19 protein-coding genes are annotated in these 12672 nt (G+C 62.5%); 7 read left to right on the top strand and 12 right to left on the bottom strand.

The features are described from left to right. Nucleotides 1-21 precede the first annotated feature (21 nt). Nucleotides 22-201 (bottom strand): hypothetical protein, encoded by a 180-nt coding sequence (locus tag AC1DWF_RS25535; RefSeq protein WP_476842191.1) that lies wholly within the window; start codon nt 199-201, stop codon nt 22-24. A gap of 33 nt (nt 202-234) precedes the next feature. Here AC1DWF_RS25535 and AC1DWF_RS25530 point away from each other — a divergent pair, with 33 nt between their 5' ends. Further along, entirely contained in the window at nt 235-888 is a 654-nt protein-coding gene (locus tag AC1DWF_RS25530; RefSeq protein WP_476842190.1) for a sensor histidine kinase, read from the top strand. Then, complete coding sequence (locus AC1DWF_RS25525) at nt 885-1538, top strand: LuxR C-terminal-related transcriptional regulator (protein WP_476784719.1); 654 nt, start codon at nt 885-887, stop codon at nt 1536-1538. Before AC1DWF_RS25530 ends, AC1DWF_RS25525 begins: the two co-directional genes overlap by 4 nt. Nucleotides 1539-1620: 82 nt before the next feature. Here AC1DWF_RS25525 and AC1DWF_RS25520 read toward each other — a convergent pair whose 3' ends face one another. The 4 genes from AC1DWF_RS25520 to AC1DWF_RS25505 form a co-directional block, all read right to left on the bottom strand. After that, nucleotides 1621-2175, bottom strand: a complete 555-nt coding sequence (locus tag AC1DWF_RS25520) for a hypothetical protein (protein WP_476784720.1) — start codon at nt 2173-2175, stop codon at nt 1621-1623. A gap of 181 nt (nt 2176-2356) precedes the next feature. Next, nucleotides 2357-2695: a hypothetical protein gene (locus tag AC1DWF_RS25515; RefSeq protein WP_476784721.1), complete on the bottom strand. Its 339-nt coding sequence runs from the start codon at nt 2693-2695 to the stop codon at nt 2357-2359. Nucleotides 2696-2782: 87 nt separating this feature from the next. Then, nucleotides 2783-3562 (bottom strand): hypothetical protein, encoded by a 780-nt coding sequence (locus AC1DWF_RS25510; protein WP_476842189.1) that lies wholly within the window; start codon nt 3560-3562, stop codon nt 2783-2785. A 39-nt stretch (nt 3563-3601) separates the two neighbouring features. After that, complete coding sequence (locus AC1DWF_RS25505; RefSeq protein ID WP_476788950.1) at nt 3602-4198, bottom strand: GNAT family N-acetyltransferase; 597 nt, start codon at nt 4196-4198, stop codon at nt 3602-3604. Between the two features lie 271 nt (nt 4199-4469). On the opposite strand from AC1DWF_RS25505, the gene AC1DWF_RS25500 reads away from it, so the two are divergent. Together AC1DWF_RS25500 and AC1DWF_RS25495 are read left to right on the top strand one after the other, a co-directional pair. Continuing rightward, nucleotides 4470-4799: a hypothetical protein gene (locus AC1DWF_RS25500; protein WP_476788951.1), complete on the top strand. Its 330-nt coding sequence runs from the start codon at nt 4470-4472 to the stop codon at nt 4797-4799. A 28-nt stretch (nt 4800-4827) separates the two neighbouring features. Continuing rightward, nucleotides 4828-5145, top strand: coding sequence for a hypothetical protein (locus tag AC1DWF_RS25495; RefSeq protein ID WP_476784836.1), 318 nt, complete (start codon nt 4828-4830; stop codon nt 5143-5145). A 67-nt stretch (nt 5146-5212) separates the two neighbouring features. Here AC1DWF_RS25495 and AC1DWF_RS25490 read toward each other — a convergent pair whose 3' ends face one another. The 4 genes from AC1DWF_RS25490 to AC1DWF_RS25475 all read right to left on the bottom strand — a co-directional run bounded on the left by AC1DWF_RS25490 (nt 5213) and on the right by AC1DWF_RS25475 (nt 7728). Beyond that, complete coding sequence (locus AC1DWF_RS25490) at nt 5213-5716, bottom strand: DoxX family protein (RefSeq protein ID WP_476784835.1); 504 nt, start codon at nt 5714-5716, stop codon at nt 5213-5215. Between the two features lie 14 nt (nt 5717-5730). After that, nucleotides 5731-6483, bottom strand: a complete 753-nt coding sequence (locus tag AC1DWF_RS25485) for an HvfC/BufC N-terminal domain-containing protein (RefSeq protein ID WP_476784834.1) — start codon at nt 6481-6483, stop codon at nt 5731-5733. Then, the gene (gene bufB, locus AC1DWF_RS25480; RefSeq protein WP_476784833.1) at nt 6480-7367 is read right to left on the bottom strand and encodes an MNIO family bufferin maturase; all 888 of its coding nucleotides are present in this window, start codon (nt 7365-7367) and stop codon (nt 6480-6482) included. The genes AC1DWF_RS25485 and bufB overlap by 4 nt, the downstream gene beginning before the upstream one ends. A gap of 73 nt (nt 7368-7440) precedes the next feature. Further along, complete coding sequence (locus AC1DWF_RS25475; RefSeq protein WP_476784832.1) at nt 7441-7728, bottom strand: BufA1 family periplasmic bufferin-type metallophore; 288 nt, start codon at nt 7726-7728, stop codon at nt 7441-7443. A gap of 185 nt (nt 7729-7913) precedes the next feature. On the opposite strand from AC1DWF_RS25475, the gene AC1DWF_RS25470 reads away from it, so the two are divergent. Genes AC1DWF_RS25470 through lepA form a run of 3 tightly spaced genes read left to right on the top strand, consistent with a single transcriptional unit; the run spans nt 7914 to nt 10966 of the window. Next, nucleotides 7914-8450 (top strand): sigma-70 family RNA polymerase sigma factor, encoded by a 537-nt coding sequence (locus tag AC1DWF_RS25470; protein WP_476784831.1) that lies wholly within the window; start codon nt 7914-7916, stop codon nt 8448-8450. 11 nt (nt 8451-8461) lie between these two features. Further along, complete coding sequence (locus AC1DWF_RS25465) at nt 8462-9100, top strand: NrsF family protein (protein WP_476788953.1); 639 nt, start codon at nt 8462-8464, stop codon at nt 9098-9100. Nucleotides 9101-9157: 57 nt separating this feature from the next. Then, nucleotides 9158-10966, top strand: a complete 1809-nt coding sequence (gene lepA, locus AC1DWF_RS25460; RefSeq protein ID WP_476842188.1) for a translation elongation factor 4 — start codon at nt 9158-9160, stop codon at nt 10964-10966. Nucleotides 10967-11099: 133 nt separating this feature from the next. Here the strand turns inward: lepA and AC1DWF_RS25455 are convergent, their stop codons facing one another. The 3 genes from AC1DWF_RS25455 to AC1DWF_RS25445 form a co-directional block, all read right to left on the bottom strand. Continuing rightward, a complete protein-coding gene (locus tag AC1DWF_RS25455) occupies nt 11100-11513 on the bottom strand; it encodes a hypothetical protein (RefSeq protein ID WP_476784828.1) in 414 nt (137 codons plus the stop codon). A 369-nt stretch (nt 11514-11882) separates the two neighbouring features. Continuing rightward, nucleotides 11883-12170 (bottom strand): GIY-YIG nuclease family protein, encoded by a 288-nt coding sequence (locus AC1DWF_RS25450; protein WP_476787102.1) that lies wholly within the window; start codon nt 12168-12170, stop codon nt 11883-11885. 41 nt (nt 12171-12211) lie between these two features. Then, nucleotides 12212-12672 (bottom strand): hypothetical protein (locus tag AC1DWF_RS25445; protein WP_476842187.1); only part of this gene is annotated, 461 nt, incomplete at its 5' end.

Raw genomic sequence — 12672 nt, 5'->3', positions numbered from 1 at the left:
GGTCGTGGCGGTGTCCGAATTCTACGAGATCGCCCATGAGTTCCGCTCGACGCTCAATGCCGCGGCATTTCGAGCTGGCTGTTCGTCGCCGGCACCACGCTTGCTGTCTTCGCGCTGCTTTGGGGCATCGTCTTTCGCGGCAGCAAGACCATCGACAGCCAGCGCAAGGCACTGGAGGAGCGTGTTGCCGATCTGCAGCAACTGCTAGCCCAGAATTCCTCGCTGCGCCAGCGCGTGGAGGGCGCGTCGCGGCGCGCAGCGGCACTCAACGAAAGCTACCTGCGCCGCATCGCTGCCGATCTGCATGATGGTCCGGCACAGCTTCTGGCACTGGCTTCGCTCAGGATGGACAGCAAGGCGATTGCTGACACTGACGTTACCCAGCCTGAGCGCGACAAGGAGATCGATGCCATCAAGTCGCGGCTAGACGAAGCGATGCGCGACATCAGAGACATCTCCAGCGGGCTGGTTCTGCCGCAGATCGAGGCGGCAAGCCTGAGCGAGACGTTGACGCTCGCCGTCTCGGCCCATGAGCAGCGTACCGGCACGAAGGTAGCGCTTTCTGGCAATCAGCTTGGGCTTGCGCTGGCTTCATACGAGAAGATCTGCATCTACCGCTTTGTCCAGGAAGCGCTCAACAATGCTTTTCGCCATGCTGGCGGGCGCGGCCAGGCGGTCGCGGTGACAGCCAATGCCGGCAAGCTCACCGTCGAGGTGTCCGACGCGGGGCCTGGCTTCGACGTCGCCAGCATCCGCGCCGACCGGCTCGGCCTCGCCGGCCTTCGCGAGAGGGTGGAAAGTATTGGCGGTCAGTTTTCGTTGACCTCATCAGCGGCCGGCACTCGCGCTGCCGTCATGCTCAACGTTGAGGATAAGGAACAATCATGACTGCTCCCTTGCGCCTTGCTGTCGTCGACGATCATCCTTTGTTTCGGGAGGGCGTGGCGCGTAGCCTCATAGAGCACGGCGGCTTCGAAATCGTCGGCGAAGGCTCAAGCGCCGACGATGCCCTGCGCATCGTCAGCGAGGCAGCTCCCGAGATACTCCTGCTCGACATCAGCCTGCCCGGCGGCGGACTGAGCGCCGTGCAAGGCATTCTCGACCTGCGGCCAGGCCAGAAGATCGTCATGCTCACCGTTTCGGAAACGCGCGATGACGTCACCACGGCACTCAACCATGGCGTTCGCGGTTATGTGCTGAAGGGAGTGGGCTCGAAGATGCTGGCCGAGATCCTGCGCAATGTCGCGGCGGGCGAAGTTTATGTCTCGCCTGTGGTGTCGGCACGGCTGCTCACCGATCTCAAGGCCATCCAGTCCGCGGAGCCGAGCGCCGAGCCGCTGCGGCAGCTGACGGAGCGCGAAGGCGAAATTCTCCTATTGGTGTCGGGCGGGCTGAGCAACAAGGAGGTCGCGGCCCGCCTGAAACTGCAGGAAAAGACCGTCAAGCACCACATGACCAGGGTTCTGGCCAAGCTCAACGTGCGCAACCGCACCGAAGCGGCAATGATGCTGCGCGATTCCCTGGATCGAGCCGGCTAGGTGCCGCTCTTCCTCGATGGCTCAAAAAGAAGGCTGGAAAGGCTTTCGCCCTTCCAGCCTGTCACCTGAGCCCTGCCGCCGCTTATCTGGCGAGATCGTTCATGCGAGCGATATCCCTGGCCGTTGCGCGGCGCTCGATGATGGTTCGCCCCCTGGCGTCCTTCATCTCGTAGATACCGTTGTCGAGTTCTTCCTTGGTGCCGTCCCGATGAACGACCTCGATGCTGTTGCGGCCGATTTCGACCCGATTGCCGGTGAGGCGGTTCACATGCTCGCGATCGTTGTCGTGGTTGTCGCTGTCGTCCCTGCCATTTCCGCCGCCGCGACCGCTATTGCCATTGCCATTGCCACTGTCGTGGCCGCCGCCGTGATCGTCGCTGCCATTGTCATCATCGTCATCGCCGCCGCTTCCACTGTTGCCGCCGCCACCGCCGTGGTCACTGCCGCCACTGCCGCCGTGATCGTCGCTACCGCTGTGGTCGGAGCCGGAATCGTCGTCGTCCGCCATGGCGGCTGCGGTCACCAGCTTGGGCATCGCGCCGTCGAAGCTCAGGTGCAGTGGGACCGCCGTCAGCGCCAAGGCAGCCGAGGCGCGAAGCATGAGCAAGGTAAGACCGAGGGAGGATCTTGCACGCATCGTGAGGTTCCTTCTATGGGCGCAGGCGGGCTGCGCCTTAGCTCTCCCGCAAGGAACACCCTGCCGCAAGCTGCTCCCGATGTGGAGCGTCCTGCGACCCATACGCCGCTGCGACCGACCAAAGCTATGCTGAGATCAGACCTTGGTCTGGCGAGCCGCTAAGTCGAAAGGATGCGTTGGCCTACTTCCCGGCCAGTGCCGGCCCAAGCGTGATCAGCGCCACGGCCACCACCGCCAGCCCCACGCCGATGCCCTGGATGCCGCTCAGCTTTTCGCCGAAGTAAATGATCGCCACCAGATTGACGGCGATCAGCTGGATCACGGCCGAGAGCGAGAACGACACCGACATGCCGAAATCGCGCACCAGGCGCAGCATGACCAGATTGCCCAGCGAATAAAGCAGCAGCGTCACCACCAGCTTGCCAAGCGTCGGCTCGATACCCCAGGTCTTGGCCACCATCGCCGCGATCAGGAAGATGACGGTCGAAAGACCGAGCAGCGAAAGGCCGATGGCGGACATTTTGAAAAGCTCCCGAGAAACTGTCCGCGATTTGCGCTGAATGCTCCCCAAGCGTCAAGCGCGCCCGCGCTCTGGCGCAATCAAGTTCTATAGTTGTCGCCGGCGGCTGCCGACCGGGATCGTTGCGACGATCCGCGCGGAAAGCGCCAGATCGTCATTGGTCGATTGAATTGCCAGTGATTTGACCGGCAGATGGGCAACAGTGCGATGGCGCCAACGCTCCACCAGCCCTGCCAGTTCATTCGTTTCGGCGGCCGCGAGTGGCGAGGCGAAATGATAATAGCCGACCACGTAAAACCGGGTCACCCGAGCGCCACACGCGCCCTGGATCAAGGCAAATATATCCTCGCCGTCGCGACATTCCGGATAGACCGGAAGATACATCCTGCCGGTGTTGAACTGGCCCAGAAATGGTCCGCCGATCCGTACCGAAAGCTTTCCTAGTGGTGCGAGCGCTTTGGCAACCTGGTCTGCGCAACGCGCGAACTCTGGCTCGGCAAGACCGTTGACGATTGTCGCGTGAAGTTTCGATGCGCGCTCCTGAGACAGGGTCCACTGAATCTTATCGCTGAATGAGAACGCACGAAGTTCCTTTTCAAACAGTCGAAATGCGTCAGACCGACCAAGTTCCGTTGCGTCGACTGGCAAAACGAGCGAATGACGCGGTGCCGCATATTTTCCGTTGAGATAATCGGTCCCATCCTTGCGTGCTATGGCATCGGCATGGCCTGGCGCCACCAACGGCAGATGGGCGAGCCGATAGGCGGCGTCGAATGTCAGCGCCTCGCCTGGACGGAAGACCCGGCGCGCCGCCTCATACGCCATCATTGTATCGTCGCAATATTCCGTGTTTGAAGGACCATGCATTTGGGGTCTCGAARCGCGAGCGGGTTTAGCCAATGCAGCTCACGGCTTGACCATCAGCACCCAGTTCTGGCCCGGATTGTCCCAGTCTTCCTTGACCATCGGCCGCGTCGCCACTTCGCGGTAGCCGGCGCTGTCATAGAGGTGCCGCGCGTTCGTATTGGCGTCGGACACGATCAGGCTGGTTCCGTTGCAACCCGTGGCTTCTGCTATCACGTCGGCCATGGCGAGCAGCCTGGAGCCGAAGCCCCGGCCGCGCGCTTCGGGCATGGTTGCCACCACGTTGACATACCAGCTGCCCACGGCCATCGCCTCGAGCTCGTTCATCGGCACGAACATCGCGGGCGTGTCGGGATCGACGGGGGCTGGCACGATGGGATAGCCGATCAGGCAGGCCAGAACCTTGCCATGCTCCAAAACCACGGTGTTGCGGTAGGAAAAGCTGCCGTGCTCGCGCTGAGCCCGCTGGCGGCCCACTTCCCACGGGTCGCCGCCATCGGCCATCTTGGTCCAGAGATAGAGCGGCAGCCCGTGGCCGGCCATGTTGACCAGCTTGGCAAGCACGGTCGCATCGTCCTTGGTGGCGGGGCGCGCTTCCGCGGTCAAACCCTCGTCACTATGCTCAGCCTTTTCGGCCATGACCGTTCCTCCCATGCGCAGCCACCCCAAGCTGCCGCCCATATAGGAGMGCGCGGGGGCACCTCAGTCAACAGCCCTTTGGGCCGGCATTCGCGCACTCCGACGCGTCCATTCCGCGCCGCTGCCGGATGCCGGAATGTTGTATTTTTAAACTTGATATTTTTAGTCCAGTTTTGTATTGGCTCGTCCTGGGTGGCGGGTTAAGCTCACCACGGCCACGCATCGAAACATGCGTGGTCGTGGTCGCGAACAAACAACTGGAGGCGCACTTATGATGCATGTCGCTCCCATCGCAGGTTTCACCGAGCGCCGCGAGGCAGACGTCGGCAGCTATCTCGTGCTTCTCGGCCGTGTCGAGACGCTGAATCAACAGGTCGACAGCGCTCGCCGCACCGCCAATGACAGCCTTGGCCGGCTCAACGCACTGCCCCAGCCTGAGGTCGGCGACAGCTCGATGTTCGTCGACCGGCTCGATATCCACCGGCGCGACAGGGAAGCGTTGTTCGAGGCGATGCGTCAGCTCGAAACAGCGCGCGAAGCCTTGCGGATCGCTGCCGCGGCGATCGCCCCTGCGAGCGGCTCGCAGCTCAACCGCCGCTAACCCAATACATTGATCTGGAGACATGACCTTGGCACATGCGATTGAAGACGAACGGCGTCATGAGGAAGCGCAAGCGCATATCCGCGCCACGATCATGAACGAATTCTGCGAGGTCATGCGCAAGACCGGCCTGCCGCCGATGGTCGTCATGCGCCTCGCCGCCCAGGCGGTGGGCTCGATCTACCGCGAGACATCAGATGCGCATTCGGGCCCCGCTGCCTGCACCTGCGGCTGGTGTCCGCGCCAGGAGGCCGACGTCGACATGCTGTGTTCGGCGCTGCTCGCCGCCTGTGGCCGCCGTGCCAGCCGAAACCTGCACCTGATGCCGATTGCCGGCACGGCGTAAGCCGCGGCCATCCGCTAGCGCACCTCCATAGCGCGCGTTGTGATGGATACCGGCGCGCTCGCGCGGTTCAGCCCTTCCTCTTGCCAAGGCCGACCAGCCTATCCAGCGCGATGGGCCCGCCGCCATAGACGGCAAGCGTCAGCGCCATTGCTGCCCAAGGCAGGTGGAAATTGGCCCAGCCCTCCGGCACTGTCAGCTGGATAACCGCGGTCATCAGCAAGATGCCGATCGCCGCAAAGCGCGTACCCAGTCCCAGCACCAGCAATATTGGCAGCACGATCTCACCGATTCCGGCGAACGTCGCCATCAGGATGGGTGCGGGATAGGGATACTGATTGCCGAATATGTGCAGGCTGAACTCCTGGGTGAACAGGTAGCGCGCGCCGTTGGACAGCGTCAGGAAACCGTCCCATTTGGTCAGTCCCGACTTGAAGAAGGGCACGGCAATCGCAAACCTGAGCGCCAGGAGCGGTAGCGTTGCGGGGATTGCGGCGATTGCGCTTTCGGCCCGCTGAAGCAGGCTCGCTTGGCCTTGGCCGCGCAGCATCGGAGCATTGTCTGTTCGTGCCATCGCTGATGTCTCCGCTATGTCTCGATTCCGGCGAATGCGCCGAGCGAAATCAGGCCGGTGATCGCCCGGCCGAAATCGAATTGCTGATCCTGCGCGAATACGGCCTGCGCGGCCTCGCCGATGGTCGACCCGGTAAACAGGGCTGCGGCGAAAACGCCGTCCGCCCCGGGTATGACATGCACGCGCACCTCGAAGGCGGGCCGGGTCACAGCCACCCATTCCGCATGGCCGACTGACTGCTTGCCGGCGTAGTCCTGCTGATGCGCCTGCCAGATGGTGCCTATGGCAAAGTTGGAGCGCACCAATGCTGTAGCTGCGTGAATCCGGAACCGCGATGTCGCGATTTGGTCCGGCGCGACCTTGGCCAGCGCCTCGACCGTCATCGGCAGCACATCGCCAGCGTGATAGGCGCGGGTCCATGCCGCCTCCAGCCTCGCCACGTCGGCGAGGTAGGGCAAGGCGGTGGCCGGCGCGAAATCTGCGATAAAATCCGGAAACTGGTCGCCATAGGCGAAAATCAGCGGGCTTGAAGGCAGCGATGTCGCCATGAAAGCGCGGGCCATGCCATGGAAGAATTCGTCACCCACCAGCCGCTTCACCACCGGGAACCGCTGGCCAAGCGCATTGGTCAGGCTGACGGCGATATTGTTCCTGTAGACGGCAAATCGTGCCGTATCGGCCTCGCCACGCGCGCTCGTCACGCCATCCGGCACGGGAAGCGTGGGGTCCAGCAGTGCTGCGGCAAATTTCTCCTGGACGCTGCTCATGCCTGCCTCGCCTGGCGTTTGTCCTGCCAGTGGCGGGCTGTTTGGAGCACCGCTTCAACACGGATTGCCTCGGCAAGCAGCACCGGAAATGCCGGTACGTTGTTGTCCCATTCGATTAGCGTCGGCAGCGGTCCGGCCCGAGCTATCGCATGGTGGTAAAGCGCGAACACGTCGTCCATTACCATCGAGCCATGTGCGTCGATCAGCAAACGGTCGCCGGCGCTGTCGACGGTCTCGTCATAACCGCCAAGGTGGATTTCGCCGACGCGCTCGATCGGAAACCGGTCGATATAGGCATATGGGTCGAGGCCATGGTTGACCGCCGAAACCATGACGTTGTTGACGTCGAGCAGCAGTCCGCAGCCGCTGCGCTCGGCAACGCTGTCGAGAAAATCGATCTCGTTGATCTTGCTGTCTTCAAACAGGATGTAGGTCGAGGGGTTTTCCAGCAGCATGCGGTGGCCAACGGTCTGCTGCACCTCATCGACATGGTCGGCCACACGGGAGAGTGTTTCCTTGGTATAGGGCAGCGGCAACAGGTCGTTGAGGAAGCCCGTATCATGCGTCGACCAGGCGAGATGTTCGGAAAATGACTGCGGCCGGTAGCGGTCGACCAGCTTGCGAAGCCGCGCCAGATGTGTCTTGTCGAGCGGCCGTTCCGCCCCGATGGAAAGGCCGACACCGTGCAGCGACAGSGGGTAGCGGCTTGCGAGTTCACCGAGCACGCGGTGCGGTTCGCCGCCGTCGCCCATGTAGTTCTCGGCGTGGATTTCAAAGAAGCCCACTTTCGGCAGTGTTGCGAAGATCTCGGCGGCGTGCCCCGGCTTGAAGCCAAGGCCGGCGCCTGCCGGCAATGTCCCTGCGTGATTGCGCGAAATGTTCATGCTGTTTGCCCGGCGTTGAAGATGGTGGATGGGGCCCGGCGTGCCGGACCCCAAGACGAGCTACATCGACGAACTACATCTTGGCCTGCTCAAGCATGCCCTTGTGGCCGTTCACGTCCATCGTCGCGCAGGTGCCGGCCGGAACGGCCTTCCAGGCGTTGCCCTGGTAGTCCATGGTCGAGGTTCCCGCACAGGTCGTGCCCGCGCCTGCCGCGCAATCGTTCTGGCCCTTCAGCGCGATGCCGTAGCACTTTTCCATGCCGACCATCTTTTCTGCCGGCAGCGGCGCTGCATAGGCGGCGGAAGCAAGTGCCGAAGCGAGCGAGCCGGCGAGAACAAGGGCGAGGGTCTGGCGATTCATGGTCAACTCCTATGAGAGGTTGTAGGAGCGCTCATGCGCCCCACATCGTCGACTTCGCGAGGCGGCCCTGCTTCGTTACATTCGCTTTMGAACACGCTTTAGTGATCGACGCCGCCGCGATATTCGGCATATTTCGCCAGCCGCGTAACAAACGGGCGCCGCCGCCGAAAAGGAGGAAGACAAGCTTGACGAGGACGGACGATGCCGAACTTGCCCGGCTTTTCCGGGCGGCGATGGCAGGAGACGAAAGTGCCTATGCCGTCTTTCTCGAGCGCGTCGCGGTGCTTGTGCGGGGCTTCTGCCGCCGGCGCATCATTCACGGCGGTGTCGAACCGGAGGATGTCGTGCAAGAGACGCTGCTTGCGATCCATCTGAAACGTCATACCTGGCGGCAGGACGAAGCCGTGATGCCATGGATCTACGCGATCGCCCGCTACAAGCTGATCGATGCGTTTCGCCGCCGTGGCAAGCGCATCGAGGTCGACATCGCCGACTTCGCCGACACGCTGGCCGAACCGGAAAAGGACAGCCTGGGCAGCCGCGACATCGACCGCGCGCTCGACGCCCTTGCTCCGGTGCAACGCAACGTCGTGTCGTCGATATCAGTCGATGGCGCGTCGATCGGCGAGACGGCGAGCGCGCTAGGCATGACCGAGACGGCGGTGCGGGTGGCGCTTCATCGCGGCCTCAAGGCGATTTCCCGGCGCTTTGTCAGGGATTGAACGGAACGGACATGGAAACCAAGGACCTCATCAAGGCGATCTCGAGCGATGCCGCTTCCCGCCAAACCTCGCTCGGCCCGCTGCTGCTTGTTGCCTGCGTTGCCGCCAGCATCGTTGCCGCAATTGTCTTTGCCGTGCTGCTCGGACCGCGCCCCGACATCGCGGCCGCCGCCGAGACCTGGCGCTTCCTGCTCAAATTCGTCATCACCGGGGCTGTTGCCGTCACAGCCTGCGGGCTTGTCGCGGTGCTTGCCCGTCCGGGCGCCCGGCTCGGCCGTCGCGCCGCGTCGCTGGTCGTTGCGCCGGCGATCCTGCTTGTGGCGCTAGCTGTTGAGTTCGCCACCATTCCATCAGCCGAATGGGGCACGCGGCTCATCGGCACCAACGCCCTTGTCTGCCTGACCATGATCCCGCTGATCGGTCTCGGCCCGCTCGCCATCTTCCTGGCCGCCCTGCGCCGTGGCGCCCCGACCAGGCCCGGCCTCGCCGGTGCCGCTTGCGGCCTGCTTGCCGGTGGCCTTGCCGCCACCTTCTACGCCGCGCACTGCTTCGACGATTCCCCGTTCTTCGTCGCCACCTGGTATTCGCTCGCCATCGCCATCCTCACGCTTGCCGGCGCTGCTGCCGGCCGCTTCGTGCTGCGCTGGTAGCAACAGGGCGCAAAGCCGCGCTTGTTAAGCTTTGTCGCCCCTGCTAAAGCGCCGCACATGACCACACCGCTCGACCACATCCGCAATTTCTCCATCGTTGCCCATATCGATCACGGCAAGTCGACGCTTGCCGACCGGCTGATCCAGTCCACCGGCGGGCTGGAACTGCGCGAGATGACCGAACAGGTCCTCGACAACATGGACATCGAGCGCGAGCGCGGCATCACCATCAAGGCCCAGACCGTGCGGCTCAACTACCGCGCCAACAACGGCGAGGACTACATCCTCAACCTGATCGACACGCCCGGCCACGTCGACTTCGCCTATGAAGTGTCGCGTTCGCTGTCGGCCTGCGAGGGTTCGCTGCTCGTCGTCGACGCTTCGCAAGGCGTCGAGGCGCAGACGCTCGCCAACGTCTACCAGGCCATCGACAACAACCACGAGATCGTGGTCGTCCTCAACAAGATCGACCTGCCCGCCGCCGAGCCCGAGCGCATCAAGGAGCAGGTCGAGGAAGTCATCGGCATCGACGCCTCGCAAGCCGTCTACATCTCGGCCAAGACCGGCCTCGGCATCCCCGACGTGCTGGAGGCGATCGTCAACCAGCTGCCGCCGCCGCGCGAGGGCGACATCGACGCGCCGCTCAAGGCGATGCTGGTCGACAGCTGGTACGACACCTATCTCGGCGTCATCGTCCTGGTACGCATCATCGATGGCAAGCTCAAGAAGGGCCAGACCATCCGCATGATGGAGACCAACGCCAAGTATCTGGTCGAGCGTACCGGCGTCTTCACCCCCAAGATGATCCAGGTCGACGAGCTTGGCCCCGGCGAGTTCGGCTTCTTCACCGGCTCGATCAAGGAAGTGGCCGACACCCGCGTCGGCGACACCATCACCGAGGACAAGCGCCCCACCGCCAAGGCCCTGCCGGGCTTCAAGCCGGCCCAGCCGGTGGTGTTCTGCGGCCTGTTCCCGGTCGACGCCGCCGACTTCGAGGACCTGCGCTCCGCCATGGGCAAGCTGCGTCTCAACGACGCCAGCTTCTCCTTTGAAATGGAAACCTCGGCCGCACTCGGCTTCGGCTTCCGCTGCGGCTTCCTTGGCCTTTTGCACCTCGAGATCATCCAGGAGCGGCTCGAGCGCGAGTTCAATCTCGACCTCATCGCCACTGCTCCTTCGGTCGTCTACCGGATGAATCTCAACGACGGCACGGTCAAGGAACTGCACAACCCCGCCGACATGCCCGACGTGGTCAAGATCGCCGCGATCGAGGAGCCGTGGATCCGCGCCACCATCCTGACGCCTGACGATTATCTCGGCTCGATCCTCAAGCTGTGCCAGGAGCGCCGCGGCATCCAGGTCGACCTCTCCTATGTCGGCAAGCGCGCCATGCTGGTCTACGACCTGCCGCTCAACGAGGTGGTGTTCGACTTCTACGACCGGCTGAAGTCGATCTCCAAGGGCTACGCCTCCTTCGACTACCACCTCACCGACTACAAGGAAGGCGACCTCGTCAAGATGTCGATCCTGGTCAACGAGGAGCCGGTCGACGCGCTCTCCATGCTGGTCCACCGCACGGCCGCCGAAAAGCGCGGCCGCGTCATGGTCGAAAAGCTCAAGGAGCTGATCCCCCAGCACATGTTCAAGATCCCGATCCAGGCAGCGATCGGCGGCAAGGTCATTGCCCGCGAAACCATCTCCGCCCTGCGCAAGGACGTCACCGCAAAATGCTACGGCGGCGACGTCACCCGCAAGCGCAAGCTGCTCGASAAGCAGAAAGAGGGCAAGAAGCGCATGCGCCAGTTCGGCAAGGTCGACATCCCGCAGGAAGCCTTCATCCAGGCGCTCAAGATGGGCGATAACTGAGACACCCTTTTTCCTTCTCCCCGTTCACGGGGAGAAGGTGGCCGCGCAGCGGCCGGATGAGGGGCGGCGCGAACGCCTCATTCTCCTCTCCCCAGCGGTCGGGTGAGGGGGCACTTGCGCGCCCCCAGCCCCATCACTTCACCGCAAAATCCACAGTTTCCTTCACCGTTCCATCCACGGCGATCTGCACCTGATAGGTGCCGACCGGCCAGCCGGCATCCGGCTTGGTCATCGAGGCGTCGAGTTGGTTTTCGATCATGCCGATTTCGAAGCTGACTTCGTCGATCTTGTAGTTAGCCGGCGCGACACCACCGGAATCGACTGAAACCCAGCTCACCGTGAGCTTCGATCCTGAAGCCACCGCGTCGGTCAGTTCGGCGGACAAGAAAATCTTCGCCGTATCCGGCGCAAACGTCGCTTGGGTCTCTTCCGCGTCTTCGCTCGCCGACAGCACGATGTTTTCGAACCCTTCGGCCTGCGCGTGCGCAGCCAACGTCCCAACCGCCACCAGCGCGGCTGCCCCCATCATCATCGACCGAATGCGCATGCTCTTCCCCTGGATTTGAAACCGCCGCCCGCGCCCGACTCATGCGATGCGCGCCCGCGGCCGCTTGGTAGAGCGGAAGGCCTGGGGTTTGTCCATGAGGGTGGGGAGGGAAGCACCTGGCGCCCTCGTGGTTCGAGGCCCGGCCGGGCAAGTCTATGCAATGCCGCCGACGCAGTGCTGGCCGGGCACCTCACCATGAGGGCTACTGAGAGGCCGCGCTGCCAACCTTCAACGCTTGGCGCGAACCTACGTGATGAGCCGACGCGACGCACTGCGCCGCCACCCTCATGGTGAGGTGCCTGGCCCGCACGGCCTTCCTGAATATTCACTCACGATCTTCGGCCAGGCCTCGAACCACGAGGGTTCCAGCTACCTCTTCTTCCGGCTCGCCAACTCCGGCAATCGCTCGTACGCCAGCGCAATCAGCGCCTCCTTCTTGGCCCGGCTCCACCCCTTGATCTGCCGCTCGCGCTCGATCGCCTCGACGATCCGATCATAGGTCTCGGTGAACACCAACTCCACCGGCCGCCGCTTGCGCGTGTAGCCGTCATAGACGCCCTCATTGTGCTCCCATACCCGCGCCTCGACCTCCTGCTTGGTCAGGCCGGTGTAGTACGAGCCATCCGAGCATCGCAGGATGTAGACGGCGACTTCCATGCGAGCCTCCCCAAGTCCGGGCTAGGAGGGAACGTCGGTACCTAGGAATCCTCATATTCCCGCGAAAACACCACGCTCGCGCGCTTTACAACCATTAGCAATGTCATCACGAAGTGAAAAAACATAAATATGGCAAAGGAAGATTCTAGCGCACTAAACCTTCCTATGCAGTATATTATTAATAGAGTTGTGATAAGTATAACTGATATCAGGATCAGATAAGAGATATTTGAGTTCAATTCGGATATCAGGGTTTTTCTTGATTTGTTTACTACATTGAAATCCTTATTCTTCTTCGGGTCGCCCGGAGGATTTATCCTTCTCAAGGATACGCTATACAACGCCACCTGAACGCTCAACAGTAGCGCTGCGAATATAGAAAAAACCGTGACAGAAAGTTCAATCACGTTAGCTTTCGTGCGCACATCAAGCACGAAGCATGCTGCGCCTAGCAGCAGCGGTAAGACGTAGAAAACGAGAAGATCGTCGGTTAATATCTTAT

Source organism: Aminobacter sp. P4_D5, from assembly GCF_056401815.1.
The sequence above is the reverse complement of the archived record's forward strand: the minus strand, read 5'-3'. Positions and strand labels throughout refer to the sequence as shown.